Source organism: Actinosynnema mirum DSM 43827, assembly GCF_000023245.1.
In the GTDB taxonomy this organism is placed as follows: domain Bacteria; phylum Actinomycetota; class Actinomycetes; order Mycobacteriales; family Pseudonocardiaceae; genus Actinosynnema; species Actinosynnema mirum.
The window spans coordinates 3349260-3375601 of the sequence record NC_013093.1 but is presented as its reverse complement, the minus strand read 5'-3'; the positions used below and the strand labels follow the sequence as shown (position 1 = coordinate 3375601).

20 protein-coding genes and 1 pseudogene are annotated in these 26342 nt (G+C 73.9%); 8 read left to right on the top strand and 13 right to left on the bottom strand.

Annotation, left to right across the window (positions count from 1 at the left end):
• Positions 1-157 precede the first annotated feature (157 nt).
• Complete coding sequence (locus AMIR_RS14620) at positions 158-1273, bottom strand: substrate-binding domain-containing protein (protein WP_205590458.1); 1116 nt, start codon at positions 1271-1273, stop codon at positions 158-160.
• A gap of 161 nt (positions 1274-1434) precedes the next feature.
• Here AMIR_RS14620 and AMIR_RS35700 point away from each other — a divergent pair, with 161 nt between their 5' ends.
• From AMIR_RS35700 to AMIR_RS14595, 6 genes are read left to right on the top strand one after another with little or no spacing between them, the layout of a single operon-like run.
• Entirely contained in the window at positions 1435-2415 is a 981-nt protein-coding gene (locus tag AMIR_RS35700) for a hydroxyacid dehydrogenase (RefSeq protein WP_015801732.1), read from the top strand.
• Positions 2412-4367, top strand: coding sequence for a DUF2264 domain-containing protein (locus AMIR_RS14615; RefSeq protein ID WP_015801731.1), 1956 nt, complete (start codon positions 2412-2414; stop codon positions 4365-4367). The genes AMIR_RS35700 and AMIR_RS14615 overlap by 4 nt, the downstream gene beginning before the upstream one ends.
• Positions 4368-4412: 45 nt before the next feature.
• Positions 4413-5687 carry an ABC transporter substrate-binding protein gene (locus AMIR_RS14610; protein WP_015801730.1) on the top strand — a complete coding sequence of 425 codons (1275 nt, stop codon included), beginning with the start codon at positions 4413-4415 and terminating at the stop codon, positions 5685-5687.
• Between the two features lie 4 nt (positions 5688-5691).
• Positions 5692-6624, top strand: a complete 933-nt coding sequence (locus AMIR_RS14605; protein WP_015801729.1) for a carbohydrate ABC transporter permease — start codon at positions 5692-5694, stop codon at positions 6622-6624.
• A complete protein-coding gene (locus AMIR_RS14600) occupies positions 6621-7493 on the top strand; it encodes a carbohydrate ABC transporter permease (RefSeq protein WP_015801728.1) in 873 nt (290 codons plus the stop codon). The genes AMIR_RS14605 and AMIR_RS14600 overlap by 4 nt, the downstream gene beginning before the upstream one ends.
• Positions 7494-7498: 5 nt before the next feature.
• Positions 7499-8167: a hypothetical protein gene (locus AMIR_RS14595; protein WP_015801727.1), complete on the top strand. Its 669-nt coding sequence runs from the start codon at positions 7499-7501 to the stop codon at positions 8165-8167.
• Here the strand turns inward: AMIR_RS14595 and AMIR_RS14590 are convergent.
• The 7 genes from AMIR_RS14590 to AMIR_RS14560 form a co-directional block, all read right to left on the bottom strand.
• Positions 8127-8912, bottom strand: coding sequence for a glucose 1-dehydrogenase (locus AMIR_RS14590; RefSeq protein WP_015801726.1), 786 nt, complete (start codon positions 8910-8912; stop codon positions 8127-8129). The two genes, AMIR_RS14595 and AMIR_RS14590, sit on opposite strands and share 41 nt — an antisense overlap.
• Before the next feature lie 124 nt (positions 8913-9036).
• On the bottom strand, positions 9037-9477 hold the full coding sequence (locus tag AMIR_RS14585; RefSeq protein ID WP_015801725.1) for a winged helix-turn-helix transcriptional regulator: 441 nt from the start codon (positions 9475-9477) through the stop codon (positions 9037-9039).
• A gap of 345 nt (positions 9478-9822) precedes the next feature.
• Entirely contained in the window at positions 9823-10278 is a 456-nt protein-coding gene (locus tag AMIR_RS14580; protein ID WP_041836767.1) for an RHS repeat-associated core domain-containing protein, read from the bottom strand.
• Complete coding sequence (locus tag AMIR_RS14575; protein ID WP_041836766.1) at positions 10275-11699, bottom strand: RHS repeat domain-containing protein; 1425 nt, start codon at positions 11697-11699, stop codon at positions 10275-10277. The genes AMIR_RS14580 and AMIR_RS14575 overlap by 4 nt, the downstream gene beginning before the upstream one ends.
• A gap of 47 nt (positions 11700-11746) precedes the next feature.
• Complete coding sequence (locus AMIR_RS39150) at positions 11747-12046, bottom strand: hypothetical protein (RefSeq protein WP_143760734.1); 300 nt, start codon at positions 12044-12046, stop codon at positions 11747-11749.
• Positions 12047-12212: 166 nt separating this feature from the next.
• Positions 12213-12638, bottom strand: coding sequence for a response regulator (locus AMIR_RS14565; RefSeq protein WP_015801723.1), 426 nt, complete (start codon positions 12636-12638; stop codon positions 12213-12215).
• Positions 12617-14593 carry a PP2C family protein-serine/threonine phosphatase gene (locus AMIR_RS14560; protein WP_015801722.1) on the bottom strand — a complete coding sequence of 659 codons (1977 nt, stop codon included), beginning with the start codon at positions 14591-14593 and terminating at the stop codon, positions 12617-12619. Before AMIR_RS14560 ends, AMIR_RS14565 begins: the two co-directional genes overlap by 22 nt.
• 116 nt (positions 14594-14709) lie before the next feature.
• Between AMIR_RS14560 and AMIR_RS14555 the strand changes: the two genes are divergently transcribed.
• Positions 14710-17061, top strand: coding sequence for an ATP-binding protein (locus AMIR_RS14555; protein ID WP_015801721.1), 2352 nt, complete (start codon positions 14710-14712; stop codon positions 17059-17061).
• A 182-nt stretch (positions 17062-17243) separates the two neighbouring features.
• On the opposite strand, the gene AMIR_RS14550 is transcribed toward AMIR_RS14555, so the two are convergent.
• Positions 17244-20624 (bottom strand): DUF4132 domain-containing protein, encoded by a 3381-nt coding sequence (locus AMIR_RS14550; RefSeq protein ID WP_049796837.1) that lies wholly within the window; start codon positions 20622-20624, stop codon positions 17244-17246.
• A 501-nt stretch (positions 20625-21125) separates the two neighbouring features.
• On the opposite strand from AMIR_RS14550, the gene AMIR_RS14545 reads away from it, so the two are divergent.
• Positions 21126-22631 (top strand): ABC transporter substrate-binding protein, encoded by a 1506-nt coding sequence (locus AMIR_RS14545; protein WP_015801719.1) that lies wholly within the window; start codon positions 21126-21128, stop codon positions 22629-22631.
• Positions 22632-22677: 46 nt separating this feature from the next.
• Here the strand turns inward: AMIR_RS14545 and AMIR_RS14540 are convergent, their stop codons facing one another.
• The 4 genes and pseudogenes from AMIR_RS14540 to AMIR_RS43220 form a co-directional block, all read right to left on the bottom strand.
• Positions 22678-24417, bottom strand: coding sequence for a hypothetical protein (locus tag AMIR_RS14540; RefSeq protein WP_041836765.1), 1740 nt, complete (start codon positions 24415-24417; stop codon positions 22678-22680).
• 203 nt (positions 24418-24620) lie between these two features.
• Positions 24621-24959: a phosphopantetheine-binding protein gene (locus tag AMIR_RS14535; RefSeq protein ID WP_084799198.1), complete on the bottom strand. Its 339-nt coding sequence runs from the start codon at positions 24957-24959 to the stop codon at positions 24621-24623.
• A 61-nt stretch (positions 24960-25020) separates the two neighbouring features.
• Positions 25021-25680 (bottom strand): acyl-CoA dehydrogenase family protein, encoded by a 660-nt coding sequence (locus tag AMIR_RS40270; RefSeq protein ID WP_041836763.1) that lies wholly within the window; start codon positions 25678-25680, stop codon positions 25021-25023.
• Positions 25681-26140: 460 nt separating this feature from the next.
• Positions 26141-26326: pseudogene (locus AMIR_RS43220) on the bottom strand (acyl-CoA dehydrogenase family protein); the annotation flags it as partial.
• Between the last annotated feature and the right edge of the window lie 16 nt (positions 26327-26342).

Genomic DNA, 26342 nt, shown 5'->3' with positions numbered 1-26342 from the left:
GACATGGCGGACATGGCGGGCCGTGTGATTCGTCACGCGGCGTGGTCGGTTTAACCGCCGGACAGGGTGCCGGAGCACGCCGGACGTGTCGCGGACCACCTCGTCCGGTCCAGGGTGGACGGTCGGCGGAGCCGGCCACCCCAACCGGATCGCGGCCCTACCCCACCGGCGCGGGCTCCGCCGACGAGCCCCTGGTGATCAGCTCCGGCTGCACCACGACCCGGTGCACCGGCCGGCCGCCCGCCGCCCGCAGCCTGGCCGCCAGCAGCGCCACGGCCGCCCGGCCCACCGCCGCCTTCGGCGGGCGCACGGCGGTCAGCGGCGGGTCGCACAGCTCGGCCATCTCGTCGTCGTAGGTCACCACCGACAGCGCGCCCGGCACCACGATCCCGCGCTCCTGGCAGCGCTGCACGAGCGCGAGCGCCTCCGGGTCCGAGTGCACGAGCAGCGCCGTCGTCCCGGACTCCCGGCACCGGTCGAGCAGCGCGTCGAGCTGCCGCGACCAGTCCGGGTCGCGGTGGTCGCACGTGGTCACCTCCGGCACGCCGTCCAGCTCCAGCCCCAGCTCGTCGCACGCCCGCCGCCACCCCCGGCGCAGGTGCGGGGCGGTGGGGCTGCTGGCCGAGGCGCACAACCCGATCCGGCGGTGCCCCAGCTCCGCCAGGTGCCGCACCGCCGAGGCCGCCCCGAGCCGGTGGTCGCTGACCACCGACTCCAGCAGCCCCAGCCCCGGATCGCCGGAGTCGCGCTCCAGCAGCACGACGGGCACTTCGGCAGACCGCAGCCAGCGCACCAGCGCCGCGCCCTGGCTGCCGGTGGTGGTCGGGGCGACCAGCAGCCCGTCGACGCCGACCGAGTCGACCAGCGCGCCGAGCTGGCGCAGCTCGTCGTCCGGCGCGTACCCGGCGCCGCGCAGCACCACCCGCAGCCCCAGCTCGTCGGCGGCCTCGCGGACCCCGCGCACCACGTCCGGCCAGTAGTAGACCAGCGACGGCACCACCAGCCCGACCACCGCGCCGGTGACCGCCCCCGAGGCGCGCCCGCCGCTGGTCGGGGCGGTGGCGGGCAGCTCCAGCGTCGCGCCGCCGTGCACCCGCCGCACCACGCCCTCCCGCGCGAGCCTGGTGATGTCGCGGCGCACCGTGATCGCCGAGACGCCCAGCCGCACCGCCAGCTCGTGCACCCGGACCACGCCGTCGCGCCGCAGCAGCTCGACCACCCTGGCGCGCCGCTCGGCGGGCAGCATCGCCCGCGCGTTCGTACCCGTTGTCATCCGGCGATTCTGCCCACCGCGCGCGGCTGATCACATGTGATCGGTCGTGCGCGCAGGGGATTGACGTCGGAAAACCGATCACCCACGATCTGCCCCACGGCTCCCCTCGCCCGGCGGAAGGGATCGGCGTGACCCGACGACGACCACGTGCCCTGCTGGTGATGGACGGCCCGACCTTCCGGACGCAGTTCCACGCCCCGCAGCTGCGCAGGCTGGGCGAGCTGGCGCAGGCCGCCGACCCGGTGTGCGTGGGCGAGCTGGACTCGCCGGACGCGCGGCGGGTGCTGCGCGGCGCCGAGGTGCTGCTGACCTCGTGGGGCTGCCCTGGGCTGTCCGCCGAGCGGCTGGCCGCCGCGCCCGAGCTGCGCGCGGTGTTCCACTGCGCGGGCACGGTCCGCCCGCTGGTGAGCGAAACCCTGTGGCAGCGGGGAATCCTGGTCACCACGGCCGCCGACGACAACGCGGTCCCGGTCGCCGAGTTCACGCTGGCCGCGATCGTGTTCGCGGGCAAGAAGGCCCCGTTCCTGGCGCAGGACGCCCGGCGGCACCGCGCCGACTGGTCGTACCGGGCCGCACGCGGCGAGCTGTCCAACCGGGGCCGGGTGATCGGGCTGGTCGGGTTCTCCCGCGTGGGCAGGCGGGTCGCGGCGATGCTGCGGGCGCTGGAGGTCCGGGTGCTGGTGGCCGACCCGCACGCCGACGCGGCGGAGGTGCGCGCGGCGGGCGCGGAGCTGGTGCCGCTGCCGGACCTGCTGCGGGCGTGCGACGTGCTGTCGCTGCACCTGCCCGCACTGCCGTCGACCAGCAACCTGATCGGGCAGCGGGAGTTGGCGCTGCTGCGCGACGGCGCCACCGTGATCAACACCGCGCGCGGGGCCGTGCTGGACACCGCCGCGCTGGAGCGCGAGTGCGCGGGCGGCAGGCTGGACGCGATCCTGGACGTCACCGAGCCCGAACCGCTGCCCGCCGCCTCGGTGCTCTACGACCTGCCCAACGTGATGATCACCCCGCACGTGGCCGGGTCGCTGGGCTCGGAGGCGCGGCGGATGAGCGACAGCGCGCTGGAGGAGCTGGCCCGCTACCTGGACGGGCGCCCGCCGAGGTCGCCGGTGACGGCCGAGCGGCTGCGGGTGAGCGCGTGATCGCGGACCAGGACGCGCGGGAGCTGTCCCCGTTCACCGGCTGGACGCGCGGGCACTGGACCGCGCTGGCGGACCGGATGCTGCGCGCGCTGCGCCCGCTGACCTCGCCCGGCGGCGCGCGGATCGTGCTGCCCGGCCCGACCGGCGGCCTCGGTGCGGACGTGGACGGCCTGGAGGGGTTCGCGCGCACGTTCCTGCTGGCCGGTTTCCGCCTGGCCGGGGAACGCGGCCACGACCCCGACCACCTGGCCGAGCGGTACGCGCAGGGCCTGGCGTCCGGCGTCGACCCGGCCTCCCCCGAGCGCTGGCCGCGCCCCGACGAGCACGCCCAGGCCAAGGTGGAGGCCGCGTCGCTGGCGCTGGTGCTGGACCTGACGCGCCCGTGGTTGTGGGACCTGCTGCCCGAGCGCGTGCGGGCCCAGGTGGTCGACTACCTGTCCCCGGTGGTCGGCGACGACGGCTACCCGCGCTGCAACTGGCTGTGGTTCCGGGTCGTCGTGCAGACCTTCCTGCGCTCGGTCGGCGGGCCGTGGCGGGCCGAGGACGTCGAGTCGGACCTGGCGCTGCACGAGGGGTTCCTGCGCGCGGACTCCTGGTACTCGGACGGCGACGAACGCGCGTTCGACCACTACACCGGCTGGGCGATGCACCTGTACCCGGTGCTGTGGTCCCGGATGCGCGGCGCCCGCGAGCTCACCGACAGGTCCACGGTGGACGTTCAGCGCCTGGACCGGTACCTGCGCGACCACGTGAACCTGATCGGCGCGGACGGCTCGCCGCTGGTCCAGGGCCGCAGCCTGACCTACCGCTTCGCCGCCGCAGCGCCGCTGTGGGCGGGCGCGCTCGCCGAGGTCCCCTCCACCCCGCCGGGCCTGCTGCGCCGCGCCGCGTCCGGGATCGTGCGGCACTTCGCCGACCGGGGCGCGCCCGACGAGCGCGGCCTGCTCACCCTCGGCTGGCACCGCGCCTGGCCCCGGATCGCCCAGAGCTACTCCGGCCCGTCATCGCCCTACTGGGCCGCCAAGGGGATGCTCGGCCTGGCGCTGCCCGCCGACCACCCGGTGTGGCGGGCGGTGGAGGAGCCGCTGCCGGTGGAGACCGGCGACCGGCTGTGGGTGGCCACCGCGCCGGGCTGGCTGGTCAGCGGCACCCGCGCGGACGGCGTGGTCCGGGTGGTCAACCACGGCGCGGACCACGCGGTGGAGGGCGCGCACGTCGGCGACTCCCCGCTGTACGCCCGCCTCGGCTACTCCACCGCCACCGCGCCCCCGCTGTCCGAGCGGGCCTGGAGCACCCCGGCCGACCAGTCCGCAGCGCTGCTGGACGCGGCGGGCCGCGCCACCCACCGCGCCGGGATGTCGTTGCTGCGCACCGGACTGATCGACGACGGCCGGGTCGCGCTCGGCGCGTCGCGGGCCCGCGCGCACTGGCTCGCCGACGCGCCCCCCGCCCGCGACCACGGCTCCGGCCGCACCGGCGAGCACACCGACGTCGCGCTGATCACGGTGGTGTCGCTGCTGCGCGGCCCCTGGGAGGTGCGCTGCGTCCGCGTCGACCCGCTGCCCGAGGACCCCGGCGCGCTCGACGCCGCGACCGCGCTGCGCGTCGGCGGCTGGCCACTGGCCGCCCGCACCCCGCCCGAGGTGTCCGCGCTCCCCCACGGCCTGACGATCGCCACCGGCGACGTGGTCTCCACCCTGCTGACCGCGGAGCCGGGCGACACCCTGGAAGCGCTTTCCGAGCACGACGCCAGCCCGCTCGGCCCGCACAGCGCCACCCCGTGCGCCACGGGCCGGATCACCCGGAGCCGGTGGCGCGCCTACGCGATCGGCCTGGCCAGGACCACCGAACCGCCCGCCGCCCCCACCACCGGCCTGGCCGCCGCCGACCTGCGCGTCACCTGGCCGGACGGCCGCACGACCGCGCTCGACCTGGACGAGTTCTCCCCCTAGACCGAGGACCGCAGACCGGCACCACACCGAGAGGACGGGTCAACGATGATTCCGAACCGCCGCGCCGGGTCGCGGGCACGACGCTGGGCAGGTCTGGCCGCCGCCCTCTCCCTGGCGGTCACCGGCTGCGGCCCCGGCGCCGCCGCCGACCCGAACACGCTCACCGTGTCGGTGTGGAACCTGGCCAGCACCCCGGAGTTCCAGGCCCTGTTCGACGCCTTCGAGCAGGCCAACCCCGGTGTCACGGTCAAGCCGGTGGACATCGTCGCCGCCGACTACCCGGAGAAGGTCACCACCATGCTCGCGGGTGGCGACCGCACCGACGTGATCACCATGAAGAACGTCACCGACTACGCCCGCCACTCCAGCCGGGGCCAGCTCCAGGACGTCACCGACCTCGTGGAGCCGCTCGAGCCCCAGGGCCTGCAAGGACTTGAGGCGTTCGAGTCCGAGGGCAGGTACTTCGCCGCCCCGTACCGCCAGGACTTCTGGGTGCTGTACTACAACAAGACCCTGTTCCAGCAGGCAGGCGTCCCCGCTCCCGAGAACTGGACCTGGGCCGAGTACGCCGACGCGGCGAAGAAGCTCACCACCGGCAGCGGCGGCGACAAGACCTTCGGCGCCTACCACCACGTGTGGCGCTCGGTGGTCCAGGCCATCGCCGCGGCCCAGAACGACGGCGACCAGCTCAGTGGCGACTACGGCTTCTTCACCGAGCAGTACACCACCGCGCTGCGGATGCAGCAGGACGGCTCGGTCCTGGACTACGGCGCCATCACCACCCAGCAGGCCGACTACCGCAGCACGTTCGAGCGGGCCAGGACCGCCATGATGCCCATGGGCACCTGGTACACCTCCAGCATCATCAAGGCCAAGCGGGAGGGCGACTCCCAGGTCGACTGGGCCATCGCCCCGCTCCCCCAGCGCGCCGAGGGCGGCGAGGTCGCCACCTTCGGCTCCCCCACCGCGTTCGCCGCCAACCGCAACGCCGACAACAGCGACCTGGCCCGCGAGTTCGTCGCCTTCGCCGCGGGAGAAGAAGGCGCCAAGGCCATCACGAAGGTCGGCGTCGTGCCCGCCCTGCGCAGCGAGGCGCTGACCGACGCCTACTTCCAGCTCGACGGCATGGCGAAGGACGAGCTGTCCACCGCCGCGTTCCGCCCGGACCACGTCGCCCTCGAGATGCCGGTGAGCAAGCGCAGCTCCGCCGTCGACACCATCCTCAAGGAGGAGCACGAGCTGATCATGGTCGGCGAGAAGTCCGTCGCCGACGGCATCCGCGACATGGGCGAGCGCGTGCGCACCGAGGCCCCCGAGTAGACCCGTGACGACCACCGCCCCCACGTCACCGCCGACCGCCGCCGACCACGCCGCCAGGCGCAGGCGGCGGAACCGGCGCGCCGCGCTCGTCGGCTGGAGCTTCATCCTGCCGAACTTCCTGGGCTTCGCCCTGGTCACCCTCGTCCCGGTACTCGCCGCCGCCGTGCTCGCGTTCGCCGAGTGGGACTCCTACAACCCGCCGCGCTGGGTCGGCCTGGACAACTTCACCAGGATGCTCGCCGACCAGAACGTCCGGGTGGCGCTGACGAACACCCTCTACTACGCGGCGGGCCACATCCCGCTCACCCTCGTCGCCGCGCTCGGCCTGGCGCTGGTGCTCAACCGGCGGACGCGCGGCGTCGGCTTCTTCCGCACCGCCGCGTTCTTCCCGTACGTGACCTCGCTCGTCGCGGTCGCCGTGGTGTGGAACGCGCTGTTCGACCCGAACTCCGGGCCCGTCAACCAGTTCCTCGGCGCGCTCGGCGTCACCGACCCGCCCGGCTGGACCACGAGCACCACCTGGTCCATGCCCGCCGTGATCCTCACCAGCGTGTGGCGGGACATGGGCTACTACATGGTGCTGTACCTGGCGGGCCTGCAGGCGATCCCCGCCGAGTACCACGAGGCGGCGCGGGTCGACGGCGCGAACCGGTGGCAGCGCTTCCTGCACGTCACCCTGCCCTGCCTGCGCCCCACCACGTTCTTCGTGCTGGTGATGCTGACCATCCAGAGCTTCAAGGTGCTCGACCTGATCGTGGTGATGACCGACGGCGGCCCCGGCCGCAGCACCCTCGTGCTGGCGCAGCTCGTCTACCGGGTCGGCATCCGGGAGGGCGAGTTCGGCTACTCGTCGGCGATCTCCCTGCTGCTGTTCGCGCTCGTCCTCGTCGTCACCGCAGCCCAGTTCCGCCTCAACCAGCGGAGGCACATCCCGTGACGGCCCTGCGCGAAGCCCCGCTCGACACCGCCCCGCCCGCCCCGCGGCGCACCGGCGGCTGGCGCGCGGTCCTGGGCTACGCGGCCATGACCGCGGTCGCCGCCCTGGTGCTGATCCCGTTCGCCTGGATGGTGTCCTCGTCCCTCAAGCGCGACAACGAGGTGTTCAGCACCCCGATCCGCTGGATACCGGAGGAGCTGCGCTGGTCGAACTTCGCCGAGATCTGGGACCGCGTGCCGTTCCTGGCCTACCTGGGCAACTCCGCGCTGCTCGCCGTCGTGATCACCGCGCTCCAGGTGCTCACCGGCAGCTTCGCCGCCTACGGCTTCGCCAAGGTCCGCTTCCCCGGCCGCGACGCGCTGTTCCTGGCCTACCTGGCCACGATCGCCGTGCCCTGGCAGGCGTACATGGTGCCGCAGTACATCATGATGCAGAAGGCCGGGCTGACGAACACCCTGTGGTCGATCGTCCTGCTCCAGGCTTTCGGCGCGTTCGGCGTCTTCCTGATGCGCCAGTACTACCTGACCATCCCGGACGAGCTGTGCGAGGCCGCCCGCATCGACGGCCTGAGCGAGCACGGCATCTACCTGCGGATCGTGCTGCCGTTGTCGAGACCGGCGCTGGCGTGCCTGGCCCTGCTGACGTTCGTGAACACCTGGAACGACTACATGGGCCCGTTCATCTACCTGACCAGCAACGAGCTGTGGACCGTCCAACTGGGACTGAGGTCGTTCGTCGGCCAGTTCGAGGCCGAGCACGCCATGATCATGACCGGTGCGGTGCTGTCCGTGCTGCCGGTGGCGGCGGTGTTCCTGCTGGGGCAGCGGTACTTCGTCGAGGGCGTCGCGACCACCGGCCTGAAGGGGTGAGCGGCGTGCTGTCCCGCGTGTCGCGGCAGTCCTGGGAGCGGCTGTTCGCCCTGGTGTGGGCCGCCCTGCTGGTGAACCTCAACCTGACGGCCGCCCTGTCCCCGCTCCTGCTCGCACTGGCGCTGGTCGCGGAGCCCACGACCTCGTGGCCGTTCTTCCTGCTCCTGTCCGCGCTGTGCGGCCCGGCGCTGACCGGCGCGTTCGCCTGCTTCAGCGCCCCCGAGTCCACGTCGACCCGCCGGTTCTGGTCGACCTGGCGCCGCACCGCGCTCAGCGCCGCGACGACCTGGCTGACCGCCGCCGCGCTGGTCGCCGTCCTGGTCCTGGACGCCAGGTTCCTCCTGGGCACCCGCTGGGGCCCGGCGCTGGCCCTGTTCTTCGCCAGCGCCACCACCCTGGTCACCGCCACCGCGCTGGCCGTGCTCACCGGACTGGCCGCGGGCGCCACCAGCCCCCGCCGCCTGCTCCGCCCGTGCCTGGTGGGCGCGGCCAGACGCTGGTGGCTGAGCCTGGCCAGCACCACGGTCCTGCTGACGGCGGCGCTCTTCGTCCTGGCCGCCCCGCTGCCCGGCCTGCTCCTGGCGGCGTCCCCGCTGCTCTACGCCGCGTGGACGCAGTCCAGGCTGAGCGCGCTCACCGCTGCCCACCCGACACCAGCAGCACGTCACCGGTGATCCACCGGGCCTCGTCGGACACCAGGAACGCCACGACCGGCGCGTAGTCGTCCGGAACCCCGATGCGCCCCAACGGGTTCTGCGCGGCGGTCGCGACAGCCTGCTCCGATCCCACGAACCCGAGCGCACGCGTCCCGTCGGTGTCGGAGGCGCCGGGCGCGATCCCGAGCACCCGGATGCCGCGCGGCCCCAACTCCTTGGCGGACACCACGGTGAACGCCTCCAGCGCGCTCTTGGAGGCCACGTACACCGAGGCGTGCGGCGGGAGCCCGATGGTGCCCGCGGTGGACACGTTCACGATGACCCCACCCGCCAGGTCCGGCTGAGCGGCGAACGCCTGCGTGGTCAGCACCGGCCCGAGGAAGTTCGTGTCCACCTGCCGCCGGAAGTCCGCCACCCCCACGGACTCGATGGGCCCGAACACGACCGCACCAGCGTTGTTGACCAGCACGTCGACGATCCCGAACTCCGCACGCGCAGCCGAGAACAACTCCGCGACCTGCTCGGGATCGGCGACATCGGCCCTGACCGCGATCGCCCGCCCGCCCTCGGCGCGGATGCCCGTGACAACCTCGTCGGCGGCCCCACGATCGGCCGCGTAGTCGACGACCACGTTCGCCCCCTCCACGCCCAACCGCCGCGCGATCCCCGCCCCGATCCCCTTGCCCGCCCCCGTGACGATGGCGGTCCGCCCACTGAGCCTGTTGCTGCTGCCGTTGTTGCTATTGCTGCTGTCACCGGACATCGTCCCTGCTCCCCACGCCGTTCCCCGGCCGTTCGCCGGGCAGCGGGGACGCTAAGCGCGCACCGGGAGCACCGGGAAGACAGCACTTCCCCGCAACCTGGTCACCGCGCGGTGACCGTCCAGGTCAGGACGCCGCGGCGACCGGGGACGCGGCGGACCCCACACCCGGCGCGGCCGGTTCGGCGAGCAGCTCGGCGGTGTGCGCCCCGAACCAGCTCAGCAACCCGGTCAGCGGCACCGACAGGCTCTCCCCGAGCGGCGTGAGGCTGTAGGTGACCTGCGGCGGCACCGTCGGCTCGACCTCCCGGTGCACCAGGTTGGCGCGCACGAGCGCCTTGAGGTGCTGCGAGAGCATCTTCTGGCTGATCCCCTCGACCCGAGCCCTGAGCCGCGAGAACCGGTGCGGCCCGTGGATCAGCGCCGCGATGATCAACATCCCCCACCGCGTGGTGACCTGCTCCAGGACCGGACGACTGGCACACCCCGGCCCAGCGGCCCCGGCCACCAGGAGCCTGCCAGCGCTGGCGAGCGCGGCGGAGGCGGGCACGTCGGTGTCGCTGTCCATGCCGGGCAGTCTACGGCGGGCAACCCGACAGCACTCGAAGTCCGCGTGAACGGGTTGCATTCAGGAAAAACACGATGAAGCGCTCTGCGGCGAACCAGGCGGCCCGCCGCAGAGCAGCGAAATTGCCGTTCACTTCACTTTCGATCCTTCGAAAATACACCCGAACGGAGCGTCAGAGGAACCGCGACGAGAACCAGGACAGCTCCCGGAAGGTAGCGCGCCCACCACATACCGGTAGCCTTTTCGAGTAAAGCGCCAGCGACACTCGCAGCCACAGCAGCAATAACCAAAGCTGCGACCACCACCCCGCGCCTACTTCTCTCTTGACCCATCTTCTCCTCGCCGCTAATTGATGAAATTGCTGGTCAAAACGTAACTCACACCCACAACGACAAAAAGTGAACCACCTATCGCGGTGCCCACACCAGCGCCTGCCGCGCAACCCACAGGCCCAAAAACGCACCCAAGCACACCAGCGCCCGCACCAAGAGCTCCACCCACTCCAGCAAAAGAAGCCACTGTGCTCAAGTCCTGGAGAAAGTCGGATTCGCCATACGCTCCCGCGGGATCACTGCGGTTGATCGGGTCGCCCTGGGCGTAGTTGTACGGGTTCGCCTCCTGACCGGTCGGGTCGGTCGACCTGAACCGGGCGAACGCGCTGTCGTACACCCGGTAGCCCAGCAGGTAGTGCCCCCGCTGCAACTGATAGGCGCCCAGGTACCGGAACGGATTGGCCTTCGCCGCGGCCCCGGTGGCCGTGACCGCGCCGTACGGGGCGTAGCTGTACTCGGCGGCGATCAACCCGCCCCGTCGACCAGTGCCAGGACACTGCCCTGGTAGTCGGTCACCGCCCCGTGGCGCGCGCCCGAACCGTCCTTCACCCCGACCAGCAAACCCTTGGTGTCACGGGTGAATCCCGAGCGCACACCGTTGTCCACGACCTCTGACACCCCGAGCGCGGTGCGGGTGAACACGTGCGTGACCGGACTGCCGCCGGTGGGGGTCTCGGTGATCCGGTTCGGCCGGGTCTGGTCGGCCGTGTCGTAGGCGAACTCCATCACCCTCGCGCCCTCGTGGTCCCCGGTGCGCACCTGGTTGGCGGGGCTGTGGGTGAAGCTCGTCGCCGGGCTCGACGTGGACTTGCAGTTGCCCGCCCCGTCGAAGGACACCGCCATGTCGTTGATCCTCGTGTACTGGTCGGCGGCGTCGACCACGTAGCCGCGCCCCTCACCGGAGAGCAGGTTGGAGGCGTTGTCCAGCCGGCAGGTCCCGGACCCGGCCGAGGTCAGCCTGCCCAGCGCGTCGTAGCCGTAGTCCGTCGTGACGCCCTTGACGGTCTTGGACTGGAGCCGGTCGGTGTCGCCGCCGTCGGACCGGGTGAACCGGTAGGAGGCCGCGAGCAGCTCCCGGCCGCCGTTGACCACGGTGATCGAGGTCTGCCTGCCCGAGTCGTCGTACCCGGTGCGCTGCGTCGCGCCACCGGGGAAGTCCGTGCTGGTGCGCCGATCCGCGTCGTCGTAGCCGAAACCGGTGGTCCCGCCGTGCGCGTCGGCCAGCGAGGTCAACCGGTCCGCCGCGTCGTAGGCCAGAACCCGCGACACACCGGGCACCTGCGCACCGGTGAGGTTGCCGTTGACGCCGTAGCTGTTGGCCTGCAACACCTCCGCGCCGCGCTTGACGGACACCACCCGGTCGAGCCGGTCGTAGCCGTACTCCAGCTTGACGCCGTTGCCGTCGGTGACGCCGGTCGACCGCGACAGCGAGTCGTAGGTGTAGGAACTGGCTCCGGCGGGAGCGGGTGGGGCGACGGCGGTGAGGTTGCCGTTGGCGTCGGTGACGGTGTTGTCGGCGTAGGTGGTGGTGACGTCACCCGGCTTGGTGAGCGAGGTCAGCCGCCGCGACGAGTCGTACGCCAGGGCGTAGGTCTCGCCCGCCGGATCGGTGATAGAGACCGGACGCTCCTCGGCGTCGTGCTCGAAGTTCGTCGCACGCGTCTGCGAGTCGGTCACGGACGAGACGTGGCCTTCGGGGGCGTAGCCCACGGTCAGAGCGTTGCCGTTGCGGTCGGACTGCGACACCAGCCAACCCGATCCGGTGAACAGCCAGCGTTCCCCCGAGGAGTCGAAGGTGACGACGTGGCCACCCTCCGGGGTCCTGGTCAGCTTGACGTGCAGGCGCTCAGCGGGCGCGAAGGAGCCGTCGTCCTTCTTGTCGAACCACACGCACTCGCCCCTGGGCCCATACAGCAACGCCCCCGTGTCGTACTGGCTCAGCCCGATACGGTCAGCTCGCGGTAAGCCAGCACGACGTTCCGGTTGGACAGGTTGACCATCAGCTCCAAGCGGTCGCTGATCGGGTGTCGCTCCATCGGGAACCACGGGAGAACGCCGTCGTTGTCGGCGATGCAGCCGATCGCCGACGCGGTCCCAACACCACGCTGCCCGGACTCGCGCTCCCCCGATGGCTGCCACGCCGTGCTGGGCGGCGGTCCACCCGCCCCCGTGCGCTTGGCCTCCTGCGGCGGCGACCAGGGGACCGGATCGATGCCGCAGAACGGACTCAGCATCACCGTTGGTGATCTACCACTGGATCACCCCGGCGTTCGGGGGGAGCCGGTGCGCATCTGTCGCCCCACCACTGGTTTTATTCCACACTGAAGTCATCGCGCCTGTAGCGGAAATTCCGGCACACTCGCACGACAGGGTGAACCCCCACCCCCACCGGGCGAAGCCGACCTACCTGGGGTTGTCCTGCCAGTAGTCCACCGCGCCCTGCAGCACGGTCCGGAACAGCGAGAAGTTCACCGGCTTGTACACGTAGCTGTCCGCCCCCGCCGCGTAGCACCGGTCGATGTCCGCCGAGGCCGTGGACGAGGTGAACACCACCACCGTCAGCGACGCCAGCTCCGGGTCGGCGCGCACGTCCGCCAGCAGCCGGTACCCGTCGACCCCCGGCATGTTCAGGTCCAGCAGGATCAAATCCGGCCGCGACCGCCCCGCGTCGCGCAACCGCGCCAGCAGGTCGCCCCCGTCCGGCAGGAACTCCAGCAGCAGCTCGGGGTGCGAGCGCGACAGGGCGCGGTCGATCGCCTCCCGGTCCTCCTCGCTGTCCTCCACCACCAGGAGCAGCCGCTGCGCGGTCAGTCCGTCAGCTCGGCCCACGCCACGCGCCCTTCCCCAGTGATCTCCACGCGCGCCCACCCGGCGTCGCCGTCCACGGCCACCCGCACCGCGCCCACGCCCTCCAGCGCGCACTCCGCCAGGAACGCCACCAGCCGCTCGGGCAGCTCCGCCGGAGCCGAATCGCCCCGCAGCCCCCGCAGCGCCGCCAGCGCCGCGTCCCCCGCCGCCGAGGGCGGCAGCTCGGCCCGCAGCGCCCGCTCCCCGGTGCACCGGATCGCGAGCACCGCCGCGTCGTCCCCGACGTGGTACCGGCCGCTGCCCGCGATCAGCGACGACGCCAGGTCCGGCAGCGGCAGGCCGCGCAGCCTGCTGAGCGTGGGCTCCAGGTCGGTGTCCCCGAAGAACCGCCCCTCCTCGTCGCGGGCCTCGATCAGACCGTCGGTGTACATCACCAGCGCGTCGCCGGGCCGCAGCACGTCGGTGGCGGTGCGCAGGCGCAGGTCGGGGAGCACGCCCACCAGCCTGCCCGTGCTGCGGCTCTCCCGCACGGCGCCGTCGCGGCGCACCAGCAGCGTCGGCGGGTGACCGGCCGACAGGGTCCGCACCCGGAAGCCGGACTCGGCCGCCCAGAACGTCGCCGTGGCCAGGGTCAGGAAGCGGGTGACCCCTATGCGCAGCATCTTGTCGTTGAGGGTGCGCACCGCGTGCTGCGCCGACCGCCCCTCCGCGAGCACGGTCTCCAGGGTGTGCCTGGCCAGCCCGGTCAGCGCGGCGGCGGGCGCGCCACGGCCGCACACGTCGCCGATGAGCGCGGTGACCCGCCCGCCGGACTGGTCGACCGCCCCGTAGAAGTCGCCGCCGACCTCCAGGGTGTGGTCGGCGACGTTGTAGGTGGTCGCGAACTCCAGCCCCGGCACGTCCGGCAGCACGGTCGGCAGCAGGTGCTGCTGGAGCGACAGCGCGTCCCGGCGCCGCCGCTCGTACAGGGTGGCGTTGTCGATGGACAGCGCCGCGCGACCGGCCAGGTCCCGCAGGAACGCCCCGCGCGGGCGGCGCGGCCCCCCGTCCCGGTGGAAGAACGCCAGCATCCCGACGACCCTGCCGCGCGCCCGCAGCACGCTGATGGTCATCAGCTCCAGCCCGACCTCGTCGGGCAGCCCGGACATCCGCGTCTCCTCCTCCCAGGAGGAGCTGTCGGTCCCCAGCACCACCGGCCCACCCGCCCAGCGGCCGGCCCGCAAGTGCTCGCCGAGCCGCTGCTCGCGCCGCGCGTCGACGTGCGCGACGGCGATCAGCGCCATCCGCCCGTCCCGCTCGGCGTGGATCGCGGCCCCGTCGGCGAGACCGGGAACGGCCATCCGCACGACGGCGCGCAGGGTGTCCTCGATGTCGAGCGAGGCGTCCATGCGCAGCGAGGCCTCGGCGAGGATCGCATCCCTGGCCTGCTGGTCGTCGAGGGCGCGGCGCTCGGTGATGTGGTGGTCGGCGGCGACGATCACGTCGGTGGCCTGCCGGATGGCGGTGACGATGTCGATGCCGACGGCGTCGGCGGGCGCGGCGTGCACGTCCGGCGTCGAGACGGCCAGCCCGAGCAGCCCCCACTCGTTCTCGGACACCTCGAACCAGGTCACCAGCAGCCCCGTCGCCCCAGTCGCCGCGACCCGGTCGGCGAGGTCCGCCGACTGCCCGCGCAGCTCGTCCAGGGGCGTCAGCACGCTCTCGGTCGGCCGCTCGGGGTGCGCGGCGGTCCAGGCGAGGAGCTGCTCGGCGAGCCCGACCGGCGAGGTCACCAGCCCGTCGTGGTCCGCCCACCGCACGATCTGCACCTCGCCGCGCAGTCCGAACCGGGCCCCGATCAGACCGCACGCGCCGGGCAGCGACAGCAGGCCGAAGTACAGCTCCTCGGAGAACCCCTTGGTGCTCATGGCGTCCGACGCCGACCGCCACAGCGCGTGCAGCCGGGTCGACCAGGGGGTCGACGGGTTCGCAGGCACCGGCTCTCCGCTCTTCCGAGCGCCGCGACGTCGGCGCTGCACAACTGTAGGGTTCCGGCACGATAATCGGTTCACGCGCCCCGCGTCGGCGTGACCACACCCGAAGGCGGGACACGATGACAACAGGTGGCGACGCGTGCGCGCGCGGCGGCGACACCCCCGAGGAGCCCGCCTCGTCGTGGCTGCCCGGCGCACGGGACCTGGCGGCCGAGGCGGAGTCCGGGGCGGCGTTCGACCTGTCCGTCTGCTTGAACGAGCCGATCCACCGGCTGGGCGGCATCCAATCGTACGGCGCGCTGCTGGCCGTGGGCGCGGACGGGCTGATCGAGGTGGCCAGCACCACCTGCGGGCCGATCATCGGCCGCGAGCCGGGGGACCTGGTCGGGTCCGCGCTGGAGGCGCTGGTGGGCGCCGAGGGCGTGGCCGCGGTCGACGCCACCCTCGGGGCGCCCACCGGCGACCGGGGCCTGCTGAGCCTGGCGGTGCCGGAGGGCGGGCGGGAGTTCGACGTCACGGTGTACCGGGCCGACGGGCGCGTGGTCCTGGAGCTGGAGCCGCCGACGAGCGAGCGGCCGTTCGCGTTCTCCCGCTTCTACCCGGCGGTGCGCGCGGCGCTGACCCGGTTGCAGCACGGCCGCACGGTGGAGGACGTGTGCGCGGCGGCGGTGGCCGAGATCCGGGCGCTCACCGGGTACGACCGGGTGGTGGCCTACCGCTTCGAGGGTCCGGGCGGGCCGGGAGAGGTGATCGCCGAGTCGGTGTCGGACGAGCTGGAGCCGTGGCTGGGGCTGTGGTTCCCGGCGACGGACATCCCGCCGCAGGCGAGGCGGTTGTACGAGCGCAACTGGATCCGGGTGATCCAGGACGTGGACGACGAGACGGCCGCGCTGGTCCCGCCCGCGTTGCCGGGCACGAGCGAGCCGCTGGACCTGTCGGACTCGACGCTGCGCACGGTGTCCCCGTTCCACCTGGAGTACCTGCGCAACATCGGGGTGACCTCGTCCATGTCGGTGTCGCTGCTGCACGAGGGCGAGCTGTGGGGCCTGATCGCCTGCCACGGCCTGCGACCGCGCAGGTTGGGCGCCGAGGTGCGGGCGGCGTGCGAGTTCTTCGGGGTGACGCTGTCGCTGCAGCTGGCCGCGCTGCAGGAGGCGCAGGCGTCCCACGGCCGGAACGGGGCGCGGACGGCGCTGTCCCGGCTGGTCGGGGGCCTGGAGGCGGACGTGGTCCGGTCGGTGCTGGAGAGCAGCGCGCTGCTGGCGGAGCTGATCCCGGCGGACGCGGTGGTGCTGCGCCTGAACGGCGTGGCGGTGCCCGCGCCGGACAGCCCGCACCCGCCGGGGCAGGCGGCGCTGGACGCCCTGTGGGCGGCGCTGCCGCCGCTGCGGGCGGGGCAGGTGTGGGCGGTGGAGAGCCTGGTGGAGCACGACCCGGCGCTGGCGTGGTGCGCGGAGGAGCTGAGCGGGGCGCTGGTGCTGGCGCTGGACGGCGAGGACGAGCTGGTGGCGTGGACGCGGCGGGAGCGCCGGGCGTCCAGGACGTGGGCGACGAACCCCGACGAGCCGGTGCGCCTGGGCCCGCACGGCGAGCGGCTGACCCCGAGGGGGTCGTCGGCGGTGTACCGGGCGGTGGCGCGCGGCAGGTGCCTGCCGTGGACGGCGGCGGACGAGGCGGTGGCCGTGGAGTTCGGCCACGCGGTGACCACGGTCGCGCTCAGGCACACCACGCACCTGACGGGGTTGAACGACGAGCTGCGCAGGGTGAACGCGGACCTGGACACGTTCACGCACGTCGCGGCGCACGAGATGAAGGAGCCGCTGCGCGGGATCTCGAACGCGGCGGCGTTCATCGGCGAGGACGCGGGCGAGGCGCTGGACGAGGTCACGGTGCGCAGGCTGGGCACGATCCAGGCGCTGGCGCACCGGATGGACGAGCTGATCAATTCCCTGCTGCACTTCGCCCAGCTGGGCCAGGCGGACCTGCGCCGGGTGTGGGTGGACCTGCGCGGGGCCTGCGAGCGCGCGCTGGAGATCGCCGGCCCGAGGCTGGAGGAGCGCGCCGTGTCGATCAGCCTCCCGCCGACCGGGACCATGGTGTCGGCGGACGCGGACCGCCTGCAGGAGGTCCTGGTGAACCTGCTGGTGAACGCGGCGAAGTACGCCAGGGAGGAGCAGGGCCGCACCGTGGAGGTGGGCCTGACCGGCGACCGGGTGGTGTACGTGCGGGACAACGGCATAGGCATCCCGACCGCCCTCCAGCGCGAGGTCTTCCGCCTGTTCCGCAGGCTCCACCCCAGGGGCGCCTACGGCGGCGGCCACGGCGCGGGCCTGGCGATAGTGGAACGCATCGTGTCCAGGCACGGGGGCGCCCTGACCCTCGACTCGGAACCGGGCGTGGGCACCACGGTCCGGTTCACCCTGGGCCCGGACCCGGAGCCGGCCCCGGAGCCGAACCCGGACGAGTCCTGACCCGAGCCCTGAACGCAGCCTTCCGAGTCCCACCCTGGCCCCTGGCCAAGGCCCGCCCCTGAGCGAGCGTGGTGGCCGCGACCCGCTCGTCCCGGTCACCACCCCGCCCGGAGGCCCCCGGTCAGCGCGCCTCCGTCCAGCTCAGCTCGCCGCTCTTGCACAAGCCCTCGCCCCCGCGCCCATCACCCACCCGCCCTCCCCGTCAGCGCCACGAAGTCCTCCACCAGCTCGCTCGCGCTGATCACGTCCAGCTCCCCCAGCCCCAGCTGCCGCTCCCGTCCCCACCGGTACCCGCGGGCCTCGTCGGACAGGAAGATCTCGCTCAGCTCCTGCTCGTCGCCGATCGCGTCCAGGTCCCCCGCGACCAGCCCCGGATCCAGGGTCACCACCGCGTACCGACCGCCCGGCACCGGCTTCGCCAGCCCCGGTTCCACGCCCCCGTCCAGCGGTTCGGTGCGCTGCCAGCCCCGTGACAGCAGGGACAGCACCTCGCGCACCGGCAGCTTCGCGCCCTCGAACCGCCGCAGTCTCGTGTCCGCGCGCTCCTCCTCCGACAGCCGGTGGGCCGGGCGGGAGAGCTGGGGGAACGGCTGCAGGATCTCGTAGTCCGCGAACAGCTCCGACCAGGCCGCCAGGTCCTCGCCCAGGCGCAGCGGGTGCGCCACCAGCACGTGCTCGCCGTCCGCCAGCTCGAACGGCTCGTCGGCGGGACCGGACAGGGTGGTGTCCTCGGCCACCCGGAACGACCTGGTCACCTGCCCGTCGACGGCCACCCACACCAGCCTGCGCACCAGGTGCACCAGCACCGGGTGCCCCACCAGGAACCGGGTGAACTCGTCCGCGCCCCACGCGCGCCCGCCGACCATGGCCCGCTCCAGCCTGCGCACCTGGTCGCCCGCGATCACCCGCAGGTCCTTCTTCAGCGCCGCGAACCGCGCCCACGCCGCCTGCGCCAGCTCCGCGTCGTCCTTCGCGCCCGGCTTGGGCAGCGCCTTGCGGCGGGCCCCGTCCTCGTCGGCCACGGTCGGCCGCAGCTGCTCGTCGAAGCCGACCAGGAACCGGCGCGGCCCGTAGTCGAGCACCAGCGCCTCGGACCCGGACAGGTCGAAGTGCGGCACGACCCGGTCGGCCAGCTGCTCGGGGGTCAGGTCGAGCTTGTCCGCGACCTGCGCGATCTTCTCGCGGGCCCGCTTCTTCAACCCGGCGAACCGGGCCTTGTCGGCGATGCCGTTGAGGTGGGTGAGCGCCACGTCCGTGCCGATGTCGGCCAGCACGTCCAGCCCGGCCACGGCGCGCGTGTGCCCGCCCTCCCCCGGCCACGCCCTGACCAGCGGTGACAGCCGCCGCACCACCTCGTCGTCCCCGACCGCGCCGAGCGCGGCCAGCGCCCAGCCGTCCTTGGGCGGCAGCGCGGCCTGCCGCCAGCGGTCGAACACCTCCCAGCCGAACTCGGCCAGCGACCTCCCGTCGCACGCCTCGCGGACCTGCGCGAGCCCCGCGTACGGCTCCCCCGCCGAGCACAGCGTGAGCATCGTGACCACGTCGGCCGCCGACCCAGGGGGCAGCGCCAGGTCGTGGCCGCGCACCCGGATGCCGGGCAGGGTCGCCACGTCCAGCCACGCCGGGTGCGCGGGCAGCTTCGACGGCAGCACGGTCAGCAGGTCGATCCGCAGCACCAGCGCGGTCACCTCGGCGGCCCGGTCGCCCCAGTGCGCGCGGGCAGCCTCGACCACCACGTCCCGCCCCTCGGCCTCGGCGACGACCGCCACCGCGTCCCGCGCCGCGCTCCGCGCCCTGCCCGCCTTGCCGAGCGCCGCGGGCAGCAGGAACGGCAGGGCCGCCGCCCCGTGCCTGGCCAGCCACGCCAACCCCTGCCAGCGCAGCTTCTTCTTGCCGAGCGCGTCGGCCATCAGGTCGGCCACCCGCTGGTCGAGCACCGGCGCGAACACCCGCAGCACGTCGGCGTTGACCGGGGCGAGCAGCAGCCGGTCCAGCGCGCGCAGCCCGAACCGGGCGATGAGCGCCCGCCCCCACGAGTGGATGTTCCAGTTGTGCTTGGGCACGAACACCCCCAGCAGCGGCAGCGCCACCTCCACCGGCGCGTGCAGCAGGGACATGTAGGAGATCGTGCCGACGCGCTGGAGCCCGCGCCGCAGCTCCTCGTCCCAGTCGACGGTCCGGTGGTACGGCACGTTGTGGTCGCTCTCGGCCGCCCACTCGCGCTCCTCGCCGGGCTTCCACACCAGCGCGGACTCCCCCGCCGGGGCCAGGTCGGTCAGCGCGGGCGGGGCCTTGGGCCGGGGTCTGGTCCACGGCGGGCTGGTCAGCACCTCGGGCAGCAGCTCGGGCGGGGCCTGCGGCAGCGCCGGCCCGGCGGGGACCAGCAGCGCCTCGGCGGCGGCCCGCTGGTCGTCGGGCAGCCCCGGCAGCACCTCCTCGGCCAACTCCGGGAACGCCGTCAGGTGCGAGCGCAGCAGGGCGTCGACGGACTTGCCGCCCCCTGCCAGGGCCTCGGCGAGCAGCCTGGCGGCGCGGCGCGGGTAGGCGCGCACGGCCTCCTGGAGCAGTGGCCGCACCCGCCGGTCCTCGGCCCGCTCGACCAGCGCGCGCAGCGCCTCGTCGGTGGGGATCGCGACCAGGTACCCGGCGAGCTTGCGGGTCATGTCGGCGTCGGCGCGGTCGAACGCGGCGACGAACGTGCCCGCCGCCTCCGGCCCGAGGGTGCGCAGCAGGGTCGCGGCGACCCTGGGGTCGCGGTGCAGCCCCCACGTGCCCGCGTCCGCGAGCACCCGCTCGGCCTGCGCGCGCGTGCTCGCGGAGCTGAGCAGCATCGCGGACTCCACGGTGTCCGCCCGCTGCGCGACGCCCGCGGCCAGCAGCTCGTCCAGCCAGCGCGTCTCGGTCGGCGCGAGGAACGAGGCGAGGACCCCGGCCTTCGGACCGCGCGAGCGTGTCCCGTCCAGCAAGGCGACGACCCGCGCGTAGTCCTCGTCCCCGGCCGGGGCGAGCGCGCGCCTGACCTCGGTGGCGCACTGCAGGCCGTGCCAGTAGAAGGAGAACCGGCCCGGCGCGCTCCGGCGCACCACCCGCAGCTGCCCCTCCAGCGAGCGCTCGACCCGCTCGGCGCTCACCTCGGCCAGCTCCACGACCGCCTGGGCCGCGAACTCCACCCCGTGCTCCACCACCCACTCGGCGGCGACGAGCCGGAGCACCTCGCGCTGGTGGTGCGGGGTGTTCACGGCGAGCACCTCCAGCAGCACGGCCGCGCCCAGCGGGTCGGGCGGGCCGTCGCGGTGCCGCCGGGCCGAGGCCACCAGCTCCGGGTCGGACCGCGAGTGCGCGAGCGCCTTCGCGAGCACGTCCGGGTGCCGCGCGACCAGGCTCGCCAGCACGCCCCCCGCCTCGGGCGGCGACTGGTAGCGGGGCGGCTCCTGGTCGTGGCGGGGGTGGTGCGAGCGCGCCAGCCTGCCCGGCGCGAACGCCTCCTCGTCGGGCCACTCGCGCGCTGCTGCCCCTGCGTTCTCCTGCGGCACCTCGGTGTTCCTCTCCGGACGGTCCTGCACGTCGAGGCCGACGCTAGGGACGGGGTCCGACAATTCCGGGCGTTCGGCCGGTCACCCGGTCGGGTGGTTCGCGCTCGACGCCGGGTTGGACGCCGTCCACGTCGGACGGTTCCCGGTCCGTCCGCATCGGACGCTAGCGGCGGGGTCCGACAGCCCACGTCGGTCGTTCGCACCACGGCACGCGGGCGCGCGGTCCCATAGCGGGCGGATACCACTCCGGATAGTGACAGCAAGTAATACCCGAAAGCGGGATCGAATAGCCCGTTGGAAGTATTTAGTCCACGTCTCGGCGGTGCCGGAAAAACCACCCGACACCCGAGGGATGGGCATTCACCGCATCCCCCTTCGCCCTTTCCGCCGCAGGTGGCAGCGTTGCTTCCGACCGCGCGCCGCGCCGCGCGGAAAGGCGGGCCGGACAATCCCGCGCACCGTGCTACGTTCGCCGCCGTGACGAATCGGGACGGTTCCGAGGAAGTCGATCCAGCGGGAGGACCGCGTCAGATGGCCCAGCCCCACCTCGGAGGCGTGCTGCGCCTGCGCGCGCTCCCGCAGCTGCCGGAACCGGTGGCCTCGCACCGGCACCCGCTGCTCCCGGTGACCCTGCTGCACACGCGCGGGTTGTTCGCCTACCCGAACGGGTCCAGCGCGCCGGTGCCGGACCTGGCCGAGTCCGTCGAGCGGGTCGGCCCGACCGCGCACCTGATCAGGCTGCGCGCCGACGTCCGCTGGGACACCTCCCCCGCGCGGGCGGTGACCGCGCACGACGTGGTGCGCGGCCTGAAGCGGCTGTGCGCGCCGCACCACACCTCGACCGCGCTGCCCTACTTCCTGAGCACGATCCGGGGCATGGCCGCCTACCGCGACGGCCACCCCACCACCCTGCGCACCGCCGCCGACCTGGCCGAGCACGCCGCAGCGCACGACATCGCGGGCGTGCGGGCCCTGGACGAGCGGACCGTGCTCGTGGAGCTGCTGCACCCGGCCGCCGAGTTCGCGGACCTGCTGGCCCTGCCGTGCGCCGCCCCCGCGCCCGCCGAGTACGACGCGTTCCTGCCCGACAGCCGCGAGGCCCGCCACAACCTGCGCAGCACCGGCCCGTACCGGGTGGCGCTGGTCGCGGGTGACGCGGTGCGGCTGGAGCACAACCCGGCCTGGCGCGCGGACAGCGACCCGGTGCGCGCCCGCGTGCCCGGATCGGTGCTGGTCAGCGAGCTGGACGACGACCCGCACCTGGACCTGACCGGCGAGCGCGTGGTCGGCAGGGACGAGCGCTCGCCGCTGCTGGGCGTGGACTACCTGGCGCTGAACCCGCGCGGTCCGCTGCGGGACCGGGTGGTGCGCGCGGCCGTGGCGGGCGCGGTGCGGCGGGGCGCGCACTGGCTGGTCCCGCCCGACGCCGGGGCCCTGCCCGACGACGCGGCCCCACCGGAGCGCGGCCCGCTGCTCCTCCCGCCTCCGCTGACCCTGACGATGATCCACCCGGACACGCCGGAGGGCTACGACACGGCGGTCGCGGTGGCGGCCGAGCTGATGGCGGCGGGCCTGGACGTGCTGGCCCGCGCGCTGCCGCAGGCCGAGCACGCGGCGCTGCTGGCCGACCGGTCGCGGGCCGAGGCCGGGGAGTGGGACCTGCTGCTGGGCACGTGGCTGCCGGACTGGGCGCGGGGCAACGCGCGGGCGTTCCTGCTGCCGCTGTGCCACTCGACGGGGGTCGCGAACCCCGGCGGGCACGGGCTGGCGAGGGCGGACGCGCTGGTCGAGGCGGCGCTGGCCGCGCAGGACGACCCGGAGCGGGCGGACGCGGCGGCGCGGGAGGCGCAGCGGTTGGTGCTGGACGAGGCGGTGGTGGTGCCGCTGCGGCACCGCAGGCCGCTGCTGCCGCACGCGCGCGCGGACGTGCGGAACCTGCGCGTGCTGGGGGCGTTCGGCGGGGTGGCGGACCTGTCGGCGGTGCTCGTGCCGGAGCAGTGCGCGGACGAGCGGGCGCCGACCGGGCTCCAGGTCTGACGGGGCGCGGGCGCCGCGGCGAGGTGCCGCGACGCCCGCGCTCCGGTCACCTGCCCTTGCTCTGGAGCTTGCGGACCGACTCGAGGCGCTGGGCCAGCTTGTCGGTCGCGGGCACCGGCTCCGGGTTGGCCCGGACCCAGCGCTCCAGCAGCTCGACCTCGGTCGCGTAGTCCTTGCGCCGCCGCAGGATCACGGCCGCGCGCTCGGTGTACACCGGGACGGGCGCGGTGCCCGCCACGGCCGCGTGCCGCTCGGCCGCCTCGACGACGACCAGGAGCAGCTCCAGGGCCTCGTCGTCGCGCTTGGCCGTGCGGTGCTCGTTGAGCACCGGGAGCCAGTCGGCGAAGAACCGGTCGCGGACCTGCCCGGCGGCCTTGGCCAGCCGGTCGAGGTCGGTGATCGCGGCCGGGACCGGGCTGCCGTACGCGGTGAGGGCCTTGCGCAGGGCGGACCCCAGCTCGACGGCCTCCTCCGCGGTCGGCGAGGCCGCGTCGCGCGCGGGCTCCCACGCGTCGAGCAGCTCCTGACCGCGCGGCAGCTCCACGGCGGCGGCCAGCGTCGGCCAGCCGGACGTCACGGGCTTCGCGGCGCTCGCGGCCTGCGGGTTGACCGCCTGCTCGATGCGCTCGCGGGCCTGCGCCGTCGTGAGGATCTGGATGCCGAGGTCCCGGACCTGGCGCAGCGGCGCGCTGGCGGCATCCGGGTTCTCGGCGATCATGAACCGCACGGTCGGGGTGATCCGCTTGGCGACCGCGCCGCCGTGCGCGGCGACGAGCGCCGCGAGCGCGACGACCTCGTCCCCGCTCCCGTCGACCGCGACCCGCCAGCCCTTGAGGGCGCTGACGGACCCCGGAGCCACCGCCGCCTGCGGTTCCGGGACCACGGTGGGCTCGGGCGCGACGGCCTCCGCCTCCACGACCGGCTCGGCGGGCGTCTCGGGCAGGGCCTCGGCCGCGGGCGCGTCCACGACGACGACCTCGGCCTCGACCTGCTGCGCGACGGGCCAACCGGCCACCGCGCTCCTGCTCTCGACGTCCTTCTCGACGACCTCGGGCTCCGGGGCCTCGGGCTTGGCGACCACGGGCTCCGGGACCTCGACCACGGGGGCCTCGACCTTCGGGACCTCGACCACGGGGGCCACGACCTCGGCGGGCTTCTCGACGACCGGCTCGACGACCGCGACGACCTCGGGCTCGACGACCGCAGGCTCAGCAACCTCGGTCTTGGGCTCCACGGTCTTGGGCTCCTCGACCTCAGGAGCCACGACCTCGGACACCTCGGCCACCGGAGCGACCGCCTTGGGCGCTTCCACCTTCGGCGCCACGACCTCGGGCACCTCGGCCTTCGGCGCCACGACCTCGGGCACCTCGACCTTGGGCGCTTCCGCCTTCGGCACGACGACCTCGGGCACCTCGGCCTTCGGCGCCTCAACCACAGGCGTCTCAACCACAGGTGCCTGAACCTCAGGCGTCACGACCTCAGGCTTCACCACCTCGGGCGTCACCACCGCAGGCACGTCAGCCTTCGGCGGGTCGACCTTGACCGCCTCCGGCTCGACGACCTCGACCACGGCCTCGGGAGCCGCAGGCGTCACCGAGGGCTTCACGGCGTCCGCCGATTCCCCCCCGGTCTTGCCCGCGTCCTCCACGACCGCAGCGCTCTCCACGACCACCGGCGTGGATTCGGCGGCCTTCGGAACGTCGATCCCAGGGGCTTCGGACTTCCACCCCTCGTTGTTCGGCGCCGCCGGTTCCCCGGTGCCGCCGAACGCCTTCTCCTCACTCACAGCACTCACGGCGGGCGCGCCAGGCGCGTCCGCCTTCTCGGACTCGTTCTCCGTCTTCTGAGCTTCCGGTACCGCAGGCAGGTGCTGCCCGTCCTGGGTCTTTTCCCGGATTCCCAGCAAACGCCTCCACCAGCTCATGAAGCCCTCCCCGACAGCAGGCACCCGCCCAGGTCAAGGCAGGTCGTCCAGCACGTGAGTAGGCGTCAGTGTTTCAACATCCCGGACTGGATCAACACGGTGGTGCCACTTTGTTCCATAAGTGACCATCCGCTCACCGTCCGAAAGGGGACCGGGGGCGGCCACCGCGCCGCCGAGGCGACCGCATCGGCGAGCAGCGCGGCGAGGGCGTTCGGCGTCGGGTTCTCCATGATCACCCGAACCGGCACCCGCAACCCGAGTTCCGCGCGCAACCGCGCCGCCGTGCGCACCGCGATCAGCGAATGCCCGCCCACCCCGTAGAAGTCGTCGTCGACGCCGACCTCCACGCCGAGCAGTTCCGCCCACACGCCCGCGACCAGCCGGGCCAGTTCCTCCACCGACATCACGCCTCCCGCTCGCTCTCCCGCTCCGACCACAGCGCGGCGATCCGGTGCCGGACCGAGGTCACGGCCGCGTGCGCCACCTCGTCGTCCCGCCCGGCCGCCCTGGCCACCGCGCACGCCGCGCCGTGCAGCTCCCGCGCGCCCCGCCCGAGCAGCCCGACCAGCCGCTGCCGCTCGCCGAGGTCGCCCGCGGCGGCCTCCCGGCACCAGGCCCCCAGCTCGGCGACCCGCTCCGCGACGAACCGCCCGTCCGCACCGGGGGCCTGCCACCGCCGACGGCCGCGTCGACCCCGAGGTTCGCCCTGGCGGACCAGATGTCGAGCATGAAGTCGACGCCACCGGCCACCCGCAGCGCCCGCGCGTCCCGGAAGCACCGCTCCACCGGCACCGCCGGTACCCCGCGAGCGGCCTTGCCCCGCGCGGTCTCGTCCCCCTCGGCCCCGTAGAGGGCCATGGTCCGGTCGACCGCCCGCCACGCGGCGAGCGAGGTGGTGTTCTTGGTGGCGGTCAGGTCGGGCCGGATGTCGGAGCGGTCGGCGCCCAGCAGGCACCACAGGTGCGCGCTCTCGGCCAGGTACTCCTCGGCCGCCAGCTCCGCACGGAGCCTGCGCACCTCCTCGTGCTCCCCGAGGATTCGCCCGTCGATCCTGAGCCGCGCCGCGAACACCTCGGCCCACCCGCGTGCGGCGGAGGTGACGGCCAGGGACGCGGGCGCGACCACCAGGTGCCGCCCGAACGCGCCAGCTCACCGAGATCGGCCAGTTCGCCGGGCCCGGCGACGTCCCCGGAGGGCCGCATCCGCCACCCGTCGGACAGCTCGGGCATGGCGTTGGCCTCGGGCACGAACACCCCGTCGAACCGCAGCGCGGCGATGGCCGACCCGCGCAACCCCTGAACTCGTGCCGCCCGACGACCGCGACCCCGGGGCTCCCGGTGTCCACGAAGCGCAACCGCACCGATTCAGAGCCGCCGGCGGCGACGACGGTGGCCGACACATCGAGCAGCTCGGCGACCGATCCGTTGCCGATGACCACCTTCTCACCGGTGATCCGGTACCCGCCGACCGCGCGCTCGGCGATCACGTCGCGCTGCGGACCGGGTGGCAGCGCGGGCAGGCAGGTGTGCGAGCCGAACCCGTTGTTGATGGCGAGGCTGAACACGACCGGCATGGTCCAGGACGCGGCGGCCTGGACGACCCGGCACGTGTTGAGCCGGGACAGCCCGAGCCCACCGAGCGCCGGTTCCACGCTCAACCCGAGCAACCCGTTGCCGCGCAACTCCTTCAGGAGCCCGTCCCGCAGCGAGCCCGTGGCGTCGACCTCGTCGGGGTCGACCAGCGCGCGCAGCAACTCCTCCGCACGCGCCACGACCTCGTCACCGGTG